Source organism: Endozoicomonas atrinae, assembly GCF_001647025.1.
GTDB lineage: Bacteria > Pseudomonadota > Gammaproteobacteria > Pseudomonadales > Endozoicomonadaceae > Endozoicomonas > Endozoicomonas atrinae.
This window is the reverse complement of the sequence record NZ_LUKQ02000048.1, coordinates 14354-31952: the sequence shown is the minus strand read 5'-3', so window position 1 is coordinate 31952 and position 17599 is coordinate 14354. Positions and strand designations below refer to the sequence as shown.

General features: G+C 51.6%; 17 protein-coding genes. 5 read left to right on the top strand and 12 right to left on the bottom strand.

Features of this window, described 5'->3' with window-relative positions; translation table 11 throughout:
* Positions 1 to 65 precede the first annotated feature (65 nt).
* Positions 66 to 293, top strand: a complete 228-nt coding sequence (locus tag AK963_RS34870; protein WP_202969748.1) for an SEC-C metal-binding domain-containing protein — start codon at positions 66 to 68, stop codon at positions 291 to 293.
* An 81-nt stretch (positions 294 to 374) separates the two neighbouring features.
* On the opposite strand, the gene AK963_RS09205 is transcribed toward AK963_RS34870, so the two are convergent.
* Positions 375 to 3290: a UvrD-helicase domain-containing protein gene (locus AK963_RS09205; RefSeq protein ID WP_066015168.1), complete on the bottom strand. Its 2916-nt coding sequence runs from the start codon at positions 3288 to 3290 to the stop codon at positions 375 to 377.
* Positions 3291 to 3341: 51 nt separating this feature from the next.
* Between AK963_RS09205 and AK963_RS33180 the strand changes: the two genes are divergently transcribed.
* Genes AK963_RS33180 through AK963_RS09200 form a run of 3 tightly spaced genes read left to right on the top strand, consistent with a single transcriptional unit; the run spans position 3342 to position 4112 of the window.
* Positions 3342 to 3518, top strand: a complete 177-nt coding sequence (locus AK963_RS33180; protein WP_175404479.1) for a hypothetical protein — start codon at positions 3342 to 3344, stop codon at positions 3516 to 3518.
* A gap of 31 nt (positions 3519 to 3549) precedes the next feature.
* Positions 3550 to 3672: a hypothetical protein gene (locus AK963_RS36590; RefSeq protein ID WP_274520506.1), complete on the top strand. Its 123-nt coding sequence runs from the start codon at positions 3550 to 3552 to the stop codon at positions 3670 to 3672.
* Positions 3672 to 4112, top strand: a complete 441-nt coding sequence (locus tag AK963_RS09200) for a regulatory protein RecX (RefSeq protein WP_066015167.1) — start codon at positions 3672 to 3674, stop codon at positions 4110 to 4112. The genes AK963_RS36590 and AK963_RS09200 overlap by 1 nt, the downstream gene beginning before the upstream one ends.
* Positions 4113 to 4271: 159 nt before the next feature.
* Here AK963_RS09200 and AK963_RS09195 read toward each other — a convergent pair whose 3' ends face one another.
* The 11 genes from AK963_RS09195 to AK963_RS09145 all read right to left on the bottom strand — a co-directional run bounded on the left by AK963_RS09195 (position 4272) and on the right by AK963_RS09145 (position 15077).
* Positions 4272 to 4745, bottom strand: coding sequence for a hypothetical protein (locus AK963_RS09195; RefSeq protein ID WP_066015166.1), 474 nt, complete (start codon positions 4743 to 4745; stop codon positions 4272 to 4274).
* 56 nt (positions 4746 to 4801) lie between these two features.
* Entirely contained in the window at positions 4802 to 5113 is a 312-nt protein-coding gene (locus AK963_RS09190; protein WP_066015165.1) for a hypothetical protein, read from the bottom strand.
* A gap of 39 nt (positions 5114 to 5152) precedes the next feature.
* Complete coding sequence (locus AK963_RS09185) at positions 5153 to 5524, bottom strand: calcium-binding protein (RefSeq protein WP_139117326.1); 372 nt, start codon at positions 5522 to 5524, stop codon at positions 5153 to 5155.
* A gap of 197 nt (positions 5525 to 5721) precedes the next feature.
* Entirely contained in the window at positions 5722 to 6309 is a 588-nt protein-coding gene (locus AK963_RS09180; RefSeq protein ID WP_066015163.1) for a 3'-5' exonuclease, read from the bottom strand.
* A 21-nt stretch (positions 6310 to 6330) separates the two neighbouring features.
* Positions 6331 to 6981 (bottom strand): 3'-5' exonuclease, encoded by a 651-nt coding sequence (locus tag AK963_RS09175; RefSeq protein WP_139117325.1) that lies wholly within the window; start codon positions 6979 to 6981, stop codon positions 6331 to 6333.
* 2 nt (positions 6982 to 6983) lie between these two features.
* A complete protein-coding gene (locus tag AK963_RS09170) occupies positions 6984 to 10238 on the bottom strand; it encodes a type I restriction endonuclease subunit R (protein WP_066015162.1) in 3255 nt (1084 codons plus the stop codon).
* Complete coding sequence (locus AK963_RS09165; RefSeq protein WP_066015161.1) at positions 10238 to 11617, bottom strand: restriction endonuclease subunit S; 1380 nt, start codon at positions 11615 to 11617, stop codon at positions 10238 to 10240. The genes AK963_RS09170 and AK963_RS09165 overlap by 1 nt, the downstream gene beginning before the upstream one ends.
* On the bottom strand, positions 11617 to 11958 hold the full coding sequence (locus tag AK963_RS09160; protein WP_139117324.1) for a hypothetical protein: 342 nt from the start codon (positions 11956 to 11958) through the stop codon (positions 11617 to 11619). The genes AK963_RS09165 and AK963_RS09160 overlap by 1 nt, the downstream gene beginning before the upstream one ends.
* Positions 11940 to 12230, bottom strand: a complete 291-nt coding sequence (locus AK963_RS09155) for a GIY-YIG nuclease family protein (protein WP_066015159.1) — start codon at positions 12228 to 12230, stop codon at positions 11940 to 11942. Before AK963_RS09155 ends, AK963_RS09160 begins: the two co-directional genes overlap by 19 nt.
* Positions 12223 to 12729, bottom strand: coding sequence for a DUF1016 N-terminal domain-containing protein (locus AK963_RS09150; protein ID WP_238593679.1), 507 nt, complete (start codon positions 12727 to 12729; stop codon positions 12223 to 12225). The genes AK963_RS09155 and AK963_RS09150 overlap by 8 nt, the downstream gene beginning before the upstream one ends.
* Positions 12726 to 15077, bottom strand: coding sequence for a type I restriction-modification system subunit M (locus tag AK963_RS09145; RefSeq protein ID WP_066015158.1), 2352 nt, complete (start codon positions 15075 to 15077; stop codon positions 12726 to 12728). Before AK963_RS09145 ends, AK963_RS09150 begins: the two co-directional genes overlap by 4 nt.
* Positions 15078 to 15374: 297 nt before the next feature.
* On the opposite strand from AK963_RS09145, the gene recD2 reads away from it, so the two are divergent.
* Entirely contained in the window at positions 15375 to 17576 is a 2202-nt protein-coding gene (recD2, locus tag AK963_RS09140; protein ID WP_066015157.1) for an SF1B family DNA helicase RecD2, read from the top strand.
* The last annotated feature ends 23 nt before the right edge of the window (positions 17577 to 17599 follow it).

Sequence of the window (17599 nt, the reverse complement as noted above, 5' to 3'; positions counted from 1 at the left end):
GAAAATCAACATCATTAAAACCTTCGGGTAGCTGTGGTCGACGAGACATCTGTTCTAGATAATGCATGGTAATGATGCCTAAGCATAGTTGGCGGCAGCTTAAGGATTTAGAAAATGCGATTGGTATTAAAAAGCGGACAGAGCCACAGCGGTCATCAGGTCAGCAGCCGCCCTTTCAGTCTTCCTCTTCCGGGAACCGGGCACAGCCACTGGTCAGGCGATATCCCAAAGTGGGAAGAAATGACCCCTGCCCCTGTGGCAGCGGGATTAAGTTTAAGAAGTGCTGCGGCTGATTATGATAAAAGAGGGCTACCCGAAAAATCAGCCCAGGCATTTTCGGGTAGCGTACTGCAGATCACCGGTATTGACGCAGCCTACCCGGTGATCACTTCCTCTCTTTGGATTTCAAGTCGGGACGTTACCCTGCGTTCTTCCAGATCCTTTTCCGCCATTTCCTGAAGTTTTCGAATGTGCTCACAATAGGAAGCCAGGTTTTGCCAGCGGTTCTGGTCTAAACGTTCAGAACGATGTTTAAAGATCAGCTGATCCTCTTTGTTCAGCTTCATCCAGCCCGGCCTGAAGCCCAGGTCTTCCAGGCACAACAGGTTGTGCACGGTTACCCATTCGTCTCCCCGGCGAAGCTTCATACCCGGGTTGATGATGTAGTGCCCACGGCGAAGACGTTTGAAAAGCTTGCGGTTATACGGAGCATTCCGGTCTACCTCATTGCCTGAGAGAATGCTGCTGATGTAACTCTGTTTTTTCCGGCGCTCTGGTAAGACGGCGTCAGGCAGGGTTTGTACCCATTCGGTAATGTCTTTGGCAGAGAAACCGTCACCTCTACCTGCCAGTTCTCCCAGCTTGCGATAAAACATGGCAAACATCAGGTTCAGTACAAACAGCCCCATCAGTCGTTTATCCATTTTGATCAACCGGCCTTCCGCCTGAATGGACAGGCTGTCCGGTTCCAGTTTGCTGTACACCTGTGTCAGTTTATTGCGGGCATAGCGCTCATCCACCAGTGCCTGCTCCAGTGCCATCTGCAGGGCGTTGAGACCATGACTGCCGCACAGATCCGGGTTGGCACCGCGATCCATCAGTTCCTTGACCAGACTGGCATTGCCAAGACGGGCAGCAACCATCAACGGGGTCAGGTTAAAGATGGTGCGGTGGTCGATGCCGTATTTCTCCGTGTCGCGCAACACACTGCCGGGATTATTGAGGTCATAGGTCATATAGTGCTTTTGATGCAGTTGTTTGACCGCTTTTTCTTCCGTCTGTGTAGCGGGTTTAAAACCACTGGTGATCAACTGGTTGAGCATGGGCTGATGCCAGTGGATCAGGGCGTATTCCAAGGCCAGTAGCTGCTTTTTCTTGTTATTGCCGTGCTGAGCTTCTTTTTGTAGTTGCGTGAAGGCGGTGCGATCGAGTACAGGCCAGGGTACCGGCTTCTGCTGCAGTATCCGGTTGCGGATCTCATCGGCTTGTTCCTGCTTGCCCTGCAGTTCCAGCTTGCGGGCTTCTTTCTGCCACTCATCCAGACTGGAGTCCTGCTTATCCATCTTCAGGTCACCGGTAAATCGCTCAAGATCCAGAAGCCTCATTAATGGATGCTTCTGGTTGGCTTCGATAATGTACAGATTACTCACCGCACGGGTAATGGCGACATAAAGGGCGTTGATATAGAACTTGTAGACTTCCAGGGATTTATCCTGCTTGCTTTTGGCTCTGGCGTATTCCAGTGTCTCTTTTTCCAGCGCCGCAGGGTCTACACCCGCAGCAATATCCCGGAAGCTCTTCTCTTCATCACTGATAAAGTTGTAAAGAATGATGTTGTCGTATTCCAGTCCCTTGGCTTCCTGGATGGAGAAGACCAGCGGGGTATTGAACCACTGGCGGGCGGCGGCTTTCTGATCCGGGTGCATCACCAGTACGGCAAATCGGGTGGAGCGGGCGGTTTTACTGTCCAGATCCTGTTTGACCTTTTGGCTGTCGGCCAGCAACTGCAACTGTCCTTGATGTTCGCCAATGCTATTGACCAGGTAGTTACTCTCTTTATCGATGGAGCCAAAGCGGGCGTGCTTCAGTTTCAGAATCCGGTTGGCAATATGGGTGATCACCGGTGCGTTGCGGTAGTTGGACTGGAGTATCCGGATCATATCTCCCTCACCGGTCAGGCTCTGCTGCTCGAAGAACAGGGTCTTGACCTTTGACCAGGAGAAAAAGTTCGGGTGGACAATCTGATTGGAGTCACCGCAGAGAATAAAGTGCCCCGGATGCCTGAGGGTCTTCAGAATCAGGTAGAGTTGAATATTGGTAATATCCTGCACTTCATCCACGACGATAAAGTCGTATTGGGGGGCGGTACTGGTCAGGTAACTGTGGCTGATTATGTTCGTGTCGTATAACTGCGCCTGTTCCAGGAACTGCCGGTATTTATCGAACAGGTCGTACACGCCCGAACGCTCTTCATCACTGAAAATGGATTGTTTAACGCCCAGCTTCAGGTACTCATCACGGGAGAGCCAGGGAGACTCGGTGGAAGGGCCGGTCAGCACGCCCCGGAACTCCTCAAAGAGTTTATGAGGGTCCTTCTGTTTACTGTTGCCCTTATGGCGCTGGAACCAGCCTTCGAAGTCTTTGAGTGTCACTTCCCGTCCGCCGGGTACCCGGATGCTTTCCAGAAACTCCCGGAAGGAGAGAAATTCCACATTCTGGTCGTCATTATCGTAGTGATGAGCGTAGTAAAGATTGCGGGCGCTTTGTACCAGAAAGGGGGAGTGACTGACATAGAGCACATCGCCCGTTGCCTGCTTCATTTTCTCCAGGGTCAGGGCAGTTTTGCCGCTGCCGGCACTGCCAATAATCACCAGGGGAGGGGGTAACTGGTAAACGGATTGCTGTTCGCCGTCGAAGGAGATGATTTTGTCCAGCAGGTTGAAACGATCGTGTTCGGTATTGAGATAAGTCAGTTCCGGTGCGGACTCTGTTTCCGGAGCATCAATTACCGGAATTTTTTCCTCATCGATGGTTACGCCCCGTTCCAGGAAACGGGACTTTTCATAGGCGTGATTGCGGATATACTCCAGAATCAGGCAATAGGGTTCGCCATTGTACCGGTGCAGGGAGAATAACAGTCGGTCGTTGCGATTCAGCCGCGCGCGGTAGAGATTATCCCCGATCTTGCGCACATCCGCCTGCTGGAAATTATTGTTCTCAAGGGCTTTGCGGACTTTGGCAAAGCCGGGTATCTGGTCTGCGTTCAGATCGTTGTATAAGAGTATATTCATGGGCAACAGGGTAGAAAATCTTATGTCCTTTTGCGAGCTCAGGAAGTTCTGATGAGTGAATACCAGTATTATGAGTTGGTGGCCGTTGACCGGCAATTGTCCAGGGATGAAATGGGTTACCTCCGGGGGATTTCAAGCCGGGCACAGATATCGCCTACCCGGTTCTGTAACACCTTTGACTTCCTCCCCGCCGTGAACGACGGGGAGGAAGTCAAAGGTGTATTCTGAACTATCCACAAAACTTGGTGAACTCCAACTCATGTCCAAAATCCTGAACAGGCAAACAGCCTATGATCAGAAGCTGGCAGAACTTAAACAACGCTACGCAAAGAAAACCAGCCACTGGCAGGGGTTGACGTCGTTAATACCTGGAATGATCTGATGACCGAAATGACAGCCGCAATGCTTCGCCATGCCGCGATGAATCTTCTGGCTCAACGGGAGTACTCCCGAAAAGAGCTTTTCCGCAAACTTGGCCTTCTGTCTCAAGACAGCGAGCTGATAGATGCGGTTCTGAATTGGTTGGAAAGTGACCGGTTACTCAGCGATGACCGGTTTGTGGAAGGATTTATCCGTTCGCGCATTCAGAAAGGCCATGGTCCCATGAGGATCTCTCAGGATCTTCGTCAGAAGGGGGTAGATAGTGAGGCCATTAGCCTTGCACTGGAAGCTGCTGAAGCAGACTGGTATGAACTGGCAGAAAGCGCCCGTATAAAGAAGTTTGGTGGGGCCGCCCCTTCAGAACCAAAGGAAAAGGCCCGGCAAATCCGCTTTCTGCAATACCGGGGGTTTCCTGCTGGGGTAGTGATGGCGTTGTTTTAACGTTGACTGTCCGAGAATAGACGGCTCCATTGCGGTGTTAGCACATTCACCTGAATGTTCCCTTTATTCAGTAAATAGAGCTATTATTTGCTTGGAAAAACGAAATTTTTTTCTCAATTTTCTGCTATCCCCGCTACGGATCATTCGCGGGGAGCCATTCTAGTGGATGATTTTCTCTGATGTTTTCACAATTTGAAGATTATCGATACCGTACTCAGAAAACTCTTCCTCATAAGGCCCCCTGTGTTCTTCAAGACGGATCATGACCTCCTCATTGCTCATCTTTTCGCCCACCGACTCAGGTGTTTGATCCAGGAAGTCTCGTTCAGCCAGTTTTTGGATGAGATGCTCCCAGAAACTGTCCTCTTCAAACGCTTTCACAAATTCCATGTATTCGCCCTCCATTTCGTATTCGTAAGTGGCAAAATATTGTTCCAGCGTCTTATCAAATGTAATCAAATCCTCACAACCGGCCTCTTTGGCATAAGCCTTGATCTTTTGGCTGAGGACCTGATAATGCTCCGTTGCTTTAAAATCCTCTTTATCGACGGAATGGGCGTTCAGTACCCAGCCCGCTATTTGGATCATATCCAGCAACAGCCGGTACTCTTTTTTGGAAAAGTGAATTTTCATAAAACCTCTTGCTTTTGCTGATAGATAAGCAGTGGGTAGTGAGTTGAAGGGCTTACCTATTCTGGCCAGGCTTCATGCTCATAAAGGTAATCGAAGGTTTCCAGACCCTCATCAATCTCAGGGTCTTCATCCTCTTCACCGTTTTCTACCCAGACTTGCATATACAGCTCACGGGCGTATTCGTATAAAGTCTGCTGGATCTGTCGCTGGCTTAATGGCTCTGACACCGTGGAAACCACCCCGGTAATGACTGATTTCAGGGTTGGTATATAGTCGCAATCGTCCATCGAAACCTGTTGGTTGCGCTGGTGCAACTGAAATAGAACGGCTTTACCAATAGTGATGGCCGTTTCAGCCAAAGGGGACATATCCTGATCTTCCTGACAAAATTTCGCTGTTATACATCATCACCGGTTAGCAAACCAGACCACATACTCCCGAAGCGGCCAGTAGCAGGGATGGTCTCTGGTGGTGACTTCCAGCTCGCAAAGCGCGAGATAGCCTTTCTTGCGCCCCTCTTTCACGCCGACGATCAAACCCTGCATATCATCTTCCATGTAAACACCCTGTACCTGAACGGTATGGCCTACACCAAAAGGCGCATCCGAAGAGAATGGGCTTGCATCGCCATCTTCAAAGCGAATGGCGGGGAAGGGGAAAGTTAAATGCTCCGTCAGGTATTGGTACCAGTCCCGTTTTTTCCATTCCGTAAACCGGGTGTTAAGCAGTGCATGGTTACCCTCATCCCATGAGGTATCGTATTCTGTGTTGATCGTCATTACATCACCAATATTATCATCAACTGGCAACCAATTATTTGTCGGGTGCCGTATCAATCATCCACACGTCTTTACCGTTCTGAGCGCCGGTTGTGAGGCTCAGAAGTCTGGCTTCACTTTTTTATTGCTGGCCTGTGTGCTTGATCACGCTCACAGGCAGGATGGAGTTCCACGCAGAGCCCGGGGGTAACCGGCTCTTACTCCATCGTCGCTCTCAGACACTGCATGTCCGAAAACGCAATGGGTGCTGGACGGCCCATCATCGACAAGTCGTTCAACATGGCCAGCCAGAGATGAGCCGTCATCCTGGCATCGGACAGTGCCCGATGGAAATTGCCATCGGTCGGGAGCTGCTTGAACTCCACCAGTGTTGACAGGCTATGATCGGATACCTTGTGGTATACCCACCTTGCCGCATTCAGGGAACAGGCGAACTCTCCGGAATAGCGGGTACCCGCCAACGCCATCTCATTATCGAGAAACCGCTGGTCAAATGGTGCATTATGGGCAACCAGGTTGTGCGAACCGATAAACCGGGCCAGCTCACCAATCACCTCACTGCACGCTGGTGCATTTTCCAGCATGGCGTTGGTAATGCCAGTGTAGTCGGAAATAAACTCGCTGACCGGAAAGTCAGGATTCATTAACCCCTGAAAATGGTCTGTGATCGTGCCATGTTCAATCAGTACAGCCCCCACCTCAATGGTTCGGTCACCTTTGCGCGGAGAGAATCCAGTGGTTTCAAGGTCCAGCACCACCGCGGTATCGGCATTTTTATGCCCCATGCGTTGGAGTCCTCTTTTATGTTACGCCAATGCCTTCTCAGCCTGCTTCTTCAGGAAATCACCGATCAGGTGTTTACTGGTTCTCCCCAAACGCTGCATCAGTGAAAACGGTATGTTGTCCATAGTGTACTCATTGCTGATGTCATCCAGCATGCCCAGCCAGAGATGGGCGGTCATTTCCGCATCGGCCAGTGCCCGGTGAAATACGCCCTCGGTTGGCAGGCGTTTGTACTTTACCAGCGTTCCCAGCTTGTGATTGGGTGCATTCTGGTAAAGCCGTCTGGCAATCAACATGGAACAGGCGAACTTGCCAGTATACTCTGACCTTGCCCTCGTCATTTCTTCGTCCAGAAACTTCTTGTCGAACGAGGCGTTGTGGGCCACCAGATTATGACCGTTGATAAATCCGGCAAACTCCCGGATCACCGTCGAGCACTCCGGTGCATCCCTGAGCATGGCGTTGGTAATGCCAGTGTAGCTGGCAATAAAACTGTCAACCCGGAAGCCCGGGTTCATCAGTTGCTGAAACCGGTCAGTGATACGACCGTCTTCTACCAATACCGCGCCAATCTCAATGGCGCGATCACCCCTGTCCGGGGAGAGACCGGTGGTTTCGAAGTCCAGCACCACCACCGTATTGGCGCAGCGCTTACCCATTGTTCGGGAGGTCATGGTCAATAGCCCTTCAACATATCAAACACTACCCGCGCAAACCCTCTGGCCAGCTCCGGGTTGGAAAGGTACTGCATCATCATTTCCTGCTGTGCGTCATTGCTGTCCATCACCGCATCGTCAATGGCCTTCGGGAAGTCTCCCAGCAGTGCCTGTTCAGCGGTGTTGTTTTCGATCTGACTCATGACCGTGGTGTTCTCCACCAGCTTGTCCCGAACCGTGCAGGCGTAGTTGATCAGGTCGCCATCAGTCAGGTTGTCAGTGATAAAAAGCTTATTCAGCCGCGCCACAATCTGTGACAGGAACTCTTCTTTTTTATCCTTCGCTTTGGCGGAGCCCACATCGCTACCCGGCTCCAACTTATACTCCGGACTGTCCTCCTGCAGTTTGATGTCCTGCTGGCGAATTTTGGACAGACGATAGTGACTCATGACCACGTTATCCAGATCAATCTCGTCTTCTTCGACCCGCTTCTCTCTTAACAGTGGGCGCAGGTAACGGGCGTATAGGCTGAGCTTTTCCAGCTCCTTATCGTCATAGTCCACAATCTGGGACATAAACTCGTAGAAGCGGGTAAAGCTGCCCAGGTCCTTCTTGAAAATTTCCAGGGCATCCTTTTCTTTCTTGCAGTCCTTGAAGCTGTTCTCAGCATTGGCCATCAATACCGCATCACCGGTTTTCTTGGTGCGCTCGAACATATCTTTTGCCAGAAGATAAGCGTCAATGGCTGAACTGTACCGCTTCTGCCAACGCTCTACCGCAGGCTTGCAAATGTTACTGATGGCCGCATTACTTTTGCTTTTCATCAGGAAGGCATCGCAGAACTGTTCCACTTCGTTCCAGGTGAAAATGCCACTGGCACGGAGCTTTTCATACAGCTCAAAGATCTTTTCAGGGTTGGAGACATCTGCCAGCTCAGCGGTCTGGTAGTAGGGCTGGAATGCCTCAAGAATGGCTTCCGGCTCGTTCACAAAGTCCAGTACAAAGGTGCCGGTCACTTCCTTACCGGGATAGGTGCGGTTGAGGCGCGACAGAGTTTGCACACATTCCACCCCGCCTAACGGTTTGTCCACATACATGGCGCAGAGCTTGGGCTGATCAAAGCCGGTCTGGAATTTATTGGCCACCAGCATAATCTGGTAATCATCGGTGTCGAAGGCTTTGCGCATATCCCGACCTTTCAATGCCGGGTTCATGTTCTTTTCGGTGAACTTCTGGTCCAGCAGCGCAAGACTGTCCGGATCGTTTTTGTTGAACTCAACCTCTCCGGAGAACGCAATCATTACCGCTATGCTACTCTTCTGTTCGGTCAGGTATTTATCAAACGCCAGCTTGTAACGCACCGCTTCCTTACGGGAACTGGTGACCACCATCGCCTTCGCCTGACCACCCAGCAGCCCCATCACATTGTCTTTGAAGTGTTCGACAATTACCTTCACTTTCTGGGCAATGTTGTACTCATGGAGCCGCACCCACTGGCCCAGTTTCACCTTGGCCTTTTTGCTGTCCACCTCTTCATCGACGGCTTCAATCTTCTGGGCGAGCTGATACGCCACCTGGTAGTTGGTGTAGTTCTTCAGCACATCGAGAATAAACCCTTCCTCAATGGCCTGACGCATGGAGTACACATGAAAAGCTTCGGGCAGGTTCTTTTCTGAGGCCGGTTGTGTCGGGTCAGGTAGACGACCAAACAGTTCCAGCGTCTTCGCCTTGGGCGTTGCCGTGAAGGCGTAGTAATTCAGGTTGCTGCTGCCTTTACGGGCGGCGATGGTGGCATCAAGAATATCTTCCGACGACACGGGCTTGTCTTCATCAGCGGCCTCCGAAGCATCCAGCATCAACACTTCTTTCAACTGTCGTGCGGTAGAACCAGTCTGAGAAGAATGCGCCTCATCGGCAATCACACCGTAACAGCGCTCTTTCAGACTGGTGCTGTTCTCAATGGCGGCCAGCACATGGGGGAAGGTTTGAATGGTGACGATAATAATCGGCTGGGCGTTTTCCAGCGCCGCTGCCAGCTTATCAGATTTGGAACCATCACCTTCTTTGTTATTGATCCGGCCCACCACACCGTCGGCGTGTTCGAACTGGTAAATGGTGTCCTGCAACTGGTCGTCCAGCACCGTGCGGTCGGTCACCACGATAATGGAATGGAACGTCTTGTTGCCATCGTTATCGTACAGAGTGGAAAGCTGGTGGGTCGTCCAGGCGATGGAGTTGGATTTACCGGAACCGGCACTGTGCTGCACCAGATACTTGTTGCCGGTGCCTTCACGTTTGGCAGCATCCACCAGCCGGTTGACCACATCCCACTGATGGTAACGGGGGAAGATCAGGGTTTCCTTTTTCGACTTGCGACCTTCCCAGTCTTCTTTTTCTTCAATCTGTAAATGCACAAACCGCCCGATAATGTTCAGCAGGTTATCGGGTGTCAGCACCTCGTTCCACAGGTAGTCTGTGGCGTAACGATTAGCATCGTCCGGCACATCGTTACCGGCACCACCTTCCGCCGTTCCTTTGTTAAACGGCAGAAAGTAAGTATCACTGCCCGCCAGCTTGGTCGCCATATAAACTTCGTACTGGCTCACCGCAAAATGCACCAGCGCACCCCGCTTGAAGGTGAGCAGCGGCTCCGGCTTTTTGGTTTCCGGGTCTTTCGACAGCCGAGTGGTTTTGTACTGGCGAATGGCGTTATCGACGGACTGTTTGAACTCCGACTTCAGCTCCAGCGTAGCCACCGGCAGACCATTCACAAACAGCACCAGGTCAATACGCCAGGCTTTTGCTTTTTTACCCGTCGCTGCTAGATGGACATCGGTGGCATAAGGCGAATACACCAGCTCCGGCACAAGTCGACAACGGTTCTCCTGATAACGCGCCAGCGTCTCCGGGTTCAGATTATGCTCGGGCATAAACTGACACAGCGAGAAACGGGCATTACGAATCTTCAGCCCGTGGCGCAGCACACCCAGGGTGCCGTAACTGCGCAGATCTTTATCAATGGCGTTGGCGTCAGCCTTTTTAAGCTGGACTACCAAATGGCTGATAAAATGCTGCTCTGAATCGGTCGGGAATACCTTGCAGAACTTGGCCCACTCTTTCGGCTGCGTCTCCTGCACAAAGGCCAGCACATCTCTGGTGTACAGTGCGGTTTCCCGGTCGTACTGATCACCGGAACCCAGCTGCCAGCCATTGGCCTGCATTTGAGTGATAATGTCGTTCTGGAAGACGACTTCTACGCTGGCATCCTTGCTCATTAGATGGCCTCGACTGCTTGTTCTTTTTCTTCTTTCTCTGACGCGCCCCAATTGCGGATGTCAATTTTTCCGGTGACGGCGGCGGCGATTAAGGCTGTACGGCGCTCTTGAAGCAACGTTACAGTAAACTCTGCCTCGGACATTAGTTCATCAAACTTAAGCAGCTTGTCATCTACAGACGTTAATATCTCGCGCAATTCATCCATTGGTGGAACGGCTATAGGAATATTACCCAAATCTTCCATTGAAAGATTTGGTTGCGCGGCCTGTACCGCTCCCATCCAAATAATACGTTGTGAAAATTCGGTAGAGAGCCACAGTTCGATTAGTTTTGCGTGAGTTATTGCCTTGGGTCGAACAAAGCTAACAGCCTGATTAGTGTTAGCAGGAAGTAACTCTTTTTGAATTATCGAAGCCATGCCAGTGGTGGCTCCAGCGATAATAACAAGCACATCATTTTCTTTGAGCCGGCTTCTTGAAAGTTGTTCATCTACCTCTTTGGTTATGAAGAACTCAGGTTCCTGGCTAACAGCGACAGATTTACCAATATTTTCACCCTTTAAGAAACGAATACCTTTTCCTACAAAATCACCGCCAATTGTACTAGGCGTAGTACCTTTTGAAATGATTTCAGATAAGTGTTTGATACGAGCAACGTCCCAATGCTCCGGTACTTCTCCCAGCCACTCCACACCGGAATCCTTCATCGGTGCATCGGGGTTCAAACCTTTGGTGACGGCATGACTGATCACCGCCTGTCGTTTTTCTTTCAGCAGCCGGATCAGGGATTGCTGCTCTTCGATCAGGGTGTCGATTTTGGCGGTTTCGTGGTCGAGGAAGTTGGCGATCTGAACTTGGCCTGACAGTTTCGGTGAACTGACTCGTAATGATGCAACAACTTCTTGATTGATATTTGGTTGACCGCCACCAGATGCCAAATTGACGATATCTTTCCTGTATGCCTGCAACCAATAATAAAGGTACTTGTTGTTAATTACTGATGATCGGGTTAAGACGCAACACGCTTGATTCGTTGTTGCCTCTATACCGAATATTCCTAATCGTCCGATTGTTGCTCCATACATTGCAATGGCAACAGAGCCTTTCGGATATACCCTGAGTGTCGGAAACTGCTTTATGGTCTTTTCTGTTACTTTTTTGGTGGTAACCGTTATCACAGACTCACGTAGTTCACCTGTTGTCACCCACGGAATATTTCCGCCATACCATTCATCTGAACCGCTTGGCGGTGTAGTTCCAGAACCAATCTCCTCATAGGCATGGCTTAGTTTCCACATCTCCCATTCAAAGGGAATATCACCCAGCCACTCAACCCCAGAACTTTTATACTCAGGATACGCTTGATACTTCCCACTCATCACAACTCACCTCCCAGTTCCTGCTCAATTTCTTCCACACTGGGCAGTTGCGATTGCAGGTTTTCCGGCAACGATTGCGTCAGTTGATATTCCGAAGCTCTCATTACGTCATTCCCGCGAAGGCGGGAATCCATGGTGAACGATGAACGCTTTAACCCGCCTGTTTCTCGTTTGTGGGTAGGATAGATTCCCGCCTTCGCGGGAATGAAGGCAGAGTACGCGGGAATGACGGCAGAGTACGCGAGAATGACGGTTGAGTACGAGGGAGTGACAACCGAGTACGCAGAAACGACAGTAGTTACATATGAAGCAGTACAGCCAATCATTGAATGCTCTCCCATAGGTCATTCCAATGAAGGTTTTTTTCTTCAATCAAATTAGTTTTCCATTGCCGATTCCACTTTTTAATCTGCTTTTCACGGGTGATAGCAGACTCCATGGTTTCATGAAGCTCAAAGTAAACCAGTGTATGAACCTGATACTGCTGAGTGAATCCGGGTGTCTGGTCATTTTTGTGTTGCCAGATTCGTTGAACAAGGTTACTGGTTACTCCGACATAGAGAGTGCCATTTTTCTTGCTTGCCAGTATGTAGACGCAGGGCTGTTTAGGCATTGTTGAATACCCTGTGGATTCCCGCCTTCGCGGGAATGACGGCAGAATGTGCGGGAATGACACCTGTGTATGCGGAAATTATGGCGGTATGCTCAGTAATGTCGGCAGTGTGTGCGGGAATGATCTGTAAATTGTGCCCCCAGGGTACTTGAGCTAATTGGGCAACAGGCTGTTGCCCAATTGCCTGACCCTGTGAGTAAAACAGGAACCACTGCCGAATGTATTTCAGGTTTCGTTCAGAAAAGCCTTTGATGTCGGGGAATGCTTTCATCAGGTCTTTGCTGAGTTGTTTTAAAAAACCATCGCCCCAGTTAGCCGTGGACTGGCGCTTAACAATATCGGCCCCCAGTTCCCAGTAGAAAGCCAGCAGGGTGGTGTTCACTTGAACCACCGCCTTGATTTGGGTTTGCTGTACCTTTTGTTTGAGGTCTTTTAACCACTGCTTGTAGTCACTGCTGTGATTAAGGCCGAGGCTGGTGCTGTTATTCGCCTTGCTCATGAATGCACCTCCGCCAGCAGGCCCATAATCCGCTTACTCACCGCATCCAGATCCGCATCAATGGCTTCCAGCGAGCGTGGTGGCTGGTACTGGTAAAAATGCCGGTTAAAGGGGATTTCATAACCGACAATGCCGATCTCGCCGTCTTTGTCGTCGCACTTGTCAGCGTTGATCCAGGCATCGGGTACATGGGGCGCTACTTCGCGGTTGAAGTAGGTTTCGATCAGTGTGGTGGTGCTGACCGATGGGTTGAGAGGGACGTTTTCGTTATCCCGCAGGTCGCCATCGGACTGGAATTCGACCACTTTGCCCTTGTACATGAATGCGCCGTACAGTGGTTGTGCTTCTTTATGTTCAGGATGAACGGTATGCGGCGGAGTCAGGGATGACTTGGAGCCGCCCTTCAGTACCTTTTTAACAACGGGTTCGGCCTCTGGATTTTTGCGGGTAATGGCATCCAGGAACTGCTTTTTCTCTTTGGCATCCAGTGTCGTGCCGGTTTGCTTCAGGGCGGCTTTCAGGCTTACCTCAAAGGTGTTGAAGTCATTGCTCTGTTCGCTGCTGATTGTATCCTGCAAGGTTTTGGCCTTGTTCATCAACGTGATCTGGAACTGCCAGAGTTTGCTATCGAGCAGTTCTTTGATCTGCTTTTCTTTCAGCTCTTTGAAATCGGCTTTGATTCTGGTGCGAATAACCGTTTCGTTCTCTGACAGGTGCTGGTGGCAGCCGTCGCCAAACTCTTCGTGCACCCAACGCATGACTGCGTTAAATGGCTTGGGTGCAAAACGGAGACCTTCGATCGCTTCATCAGTGATCTGGGCTGACAGTCGCAGCGGCCGCTCAATGGTAATACGCCGGTAGCCGAATTCGTGACACTCAAAGATTTTGCTGGCAAAGGTTTTGGGTGCTTCAACCTTGGCGTTGGCCGACTGCCTGCCCCGGCTACTTTTCTGTTCAGCCGGTTTGCTCAGTACCTGCGGTTCAATGACCTCAAAGGCTCCAAAGCTGCGGGTGATGGTTTTAATGTCGTCATCGCTCATCAGGTTGCGCTTGGAACCCAGGGACTTACGCATTTTTCCGCACAGGTTTACCCCGTTAATGAGCTGCACCTTACCTTTACGGGTTGAATCCTTCTTGTTAGACAGCACCCACACATAGGTGGCAATGCCGGTGTTGTAGAACATATCGGTAGGCAGGGCGACAATGGCTTCGAGCAGATCGGCTTCAAGGATGTAACGGCGAATCTCGCTTTCGCCACTGCCCGCACCGCCGGTAAACAGGGGTGAGCCGTTGAGGATGATACCGATACGGCCACCGTTGTCTGTATTGTCTCTGAGCTTGCTGATCAGGTGCATCAAGAACAGCAGGGACCCGTCAGACACCCGAGGCAGGCCAGGGCCGAAACGACCGTCGAAGCCTTTGAAGGTATGTTCGTCTTTGATCTCGCCTTCAATCTTCTTCCAGTCCACACCGAATGGCGGATTGGAGAGCATGTAGTCGAACTGGTCGGCCACCAGTTGATCGTTAGACAGGGTGTTGCCCAGTTTAATACGGCTGACATCCTGACCCTTGATCAGCATATCCGCTTTACAGATGGCGTAGGATTCCGGATTCAGCTCCTGACCAAAGGCACGCATCACCGCTTTCGGGTTCAGGCTGTGTACATACTCCATACCGGAAGACAGGAAGCCGCCAGTACCCGCTGTCGGGTCATAGATGGTGCGGATAATGCCTTCTTTGGTCAGGGCATCGTCGTCTTCCATAAACACCAGCGAGGTGGTGAGGCGCACGATGTCCCGTGGGGTAAAGTGCTCACCGGCGGTCTCGTTAGAGCCTTCCGCAAACCGGCGGATCAGTTCTTCAAACACCAGCCCCATATCGTGATTGGAGATTTTGGCCGGGCTGAGGTCGGTACTGGCGAACTTGCCCACCACTTTGTACAGCAGGTTGGCTTCGTTCAGGGTGCCGATAAATTCATCGAACCGGAAATGCTCAAAGATCTCCCGCGCATCTTTGGAGAAACACTGGATATAAGTCTCCAGGTTGGACTTGATATCCCCCTGCCCCAGCTTCGACAGGTTCATGGGTGAGGTGTTGTAGAACGATAACCCACCGGTTGCCCGCAACAGCATTTTCTCCATACCGTCTTCCGGCAAGTTCATCACTTTTACTTTTTCATACTGTGCCAGCACATCGTTCTTGCTGGATTCCAATACGCATTCCAGACGACGGAGCAGGGTAAAAGGAAGAATGATGCGACCGTACTGGGACTGTTTGAAGTCTCCACGGAGAAGGTCAGCAACGGACCATATAAAGGCGGCAAGGTTGTTGTGGTTAGGTTGGGGCATAGTGAGTCATCAGTGAGCAAGTGGTGAGCGTCGGTGAACCGGGCAAAAAGCCGGCCTATTTTACGCGTATTTATGAGGCAGTCGCAAAACTCAACATATTTTTTACGTGCACATCGGTTTCTGAAGCTGGTGATATGCGCCAGAGATAGCCTTGGACAGTAGTGAGGAGAAATCAGTGCATATAAAGAAGAGTAGAGACACGCCCTCGATTAACACATCAGTAGTCGTTTGAATAAATCTCCTTTGGTAATATCCTGTTGATTGCTTTAATCCTTTTGACGGATAAACGACGACTTAATGGAAACTGCTTCCCATCACCAGCACTACACCGACCATCAGCCACTGGTTCATCTTCAGGGATCGGTAGAGCGGGTCACCTTCCACAGCGAAGCCAGCGGGTTCTTTGTGATTCGGGTCAAGTGCAAGGGGCAGCGTGAGCTGGTGACCATGACCGGTAACACGCCCTCGGTGACACCCGGAGAGTTTGTGGATGCCACCGGCATCTGGTTTAACGACCATAAGCACGGGGTGCAGTTCAAGGTTAAGCAGATCAAAACCGTGACACCCAACACTCTGGAAGGGATCGAGAAATACCTGGGGTCCGGCATGGTGAAGGGCATCGGCCCCCATTTTGCCAAACGGTTGGTCAAAGCCTTTGGTGAACAGGTGTTCGATATTATTGAGGAGAACCCGGAACGGCTGATGGAGCTGGAAGGCATCGGTAAGAAGCGACGTGAGAAGATCACCTCGGCCTGGTCGGAGCAGAAGGTGATCCGGGAGATTATGGTGTTCCTGCAATCCCACGGTGTTGGCACAGCCCGGGCGGTGCGTATTTATAAAACCTACGGCGATGAGTCCGTGGCGAAAGTTCAGGAGAACCCGTACCGGCTGGCGCTGGATATTCACGGAATCGGCTTTAAAACGGCGGACAACCTGGCCATGCAGCTGGGGATCGACCGGGTGTCGTTAATACGCGCCCAGGCCGGGGTGCGCCATGTGTTGCAGGAGTGTTCCGGAGAAGGGCATTGTGCCCGACCGTTTGATGCGCTGGTGAACGATGCGGTCACGCTGCTGGAAATACCGGAAGCCACCATTAAGGAAGCGATTCAGTGCGAGATTAATGAGGAGCGGCTGACACCGGAGACCATTGATGAAGTACCCTGCCTGTTTCTGACACCGCTCTACCGTGCCGAGCAGGGGGTTGCCAACCATGTGAATCGCTTGCTTCAGGGATGTTCCGGCTGGTCTGGTATTGCCATGGACAAAGCCATTCCCTGGGTGGAGGAGAAAAACAACATTCAACTGTCCGACTCCCAGAAAGGGGCGATTGAGCTGGCGGTGCAGAATAAGTTCTGCATCATTACCGGTGGCCCGGGCGTGGGTAAAACGACGGTGGTGAACAGCATCCTGAAGATCATCCAGGCCAAGCGGGTTGAGGTGACGCTGTGTGCGCCAACGGGGCGTGCCGCCAAGCGTTTGTCTGAATCGACAGGGCAGGAAGCCACCACCATTCACCGGTTGCTGGATTTTGATCCGTCTGCCTTCGACTTCAAACGCAATGCCGAGAATCCCCTGGAAACGGATCTGCTGGTGGTTGATGAGTGCTCCATGGTGGATGTGGTGCTGATGAATCAACTGTTGCGCGCCGTGCCCGACTCGGCTGCGGTATTGCTGGTGGGCGATGTGGATCAGTTGCCATCGGTGGGGCCGGGGTCGGTACTGAGAGATTTGATTGAGTCCGGCAAGGTGCCGGTGGCGCGATTGACGGAAATCTTCCGGCAGGCGGCCACCTCACAGATCATTACCGGCTCACATGCCATCAACCGTGGCCAGGCACCCAGGGTGACGAAGAAAGGGGAGGAGACGGACTTCTTCTACCTGACCGGCGAAGAGCCTGAAGAGCTGTTTGCCAAGTTGATGTCGGTGGTTACACGGCGGCTGCCTGAGACGTTTGGCTTTGATCCGGTCAACGACATCCAGGTGCTGGCCCCAATGAACCGGGGCGGACTGGGTGCCCGCAGTCTGAATGTGGCCTTGCAGGAAGCCCTGAATCCGGATGCCCACCCCCGGGTTACCCGGTATGGCTGGACCTATGCGCCGGGGGATAAGGTGATTCAGACGGTCAATAACTACGATAAGGAAGTATTCAACGGCGATATTGGCCGGGTAAAAGCGATCGATATTGAAGAGGGCGAATTGATGATTGAGTTCTGCGGTCGGGATGTGCTTTACCCGGTCAATGAACTGGACGAAGTGTCGCTGGCCTATGCCACCACCATTCATAAAAGCCAGGGCTCCGAATACCCCTGCGTGGTGATCCCCATGGCCATGCAGCACTTCACCCTGCTGGAACGTAACCTGCTCTACACCGGTGTGACCCGGGGCAAAAAGATGGTGGTGCTGGTGGGGCAACCCAAAGCCGTGGGTATGGCGGCTCGAAATCGAAAGTCGAACCGCCGGTTGACTAACCTGCAGGCGAGGTTGGGCAGAAGTTCCTGACTCAGCGCTGCTTGCCCAGTGTT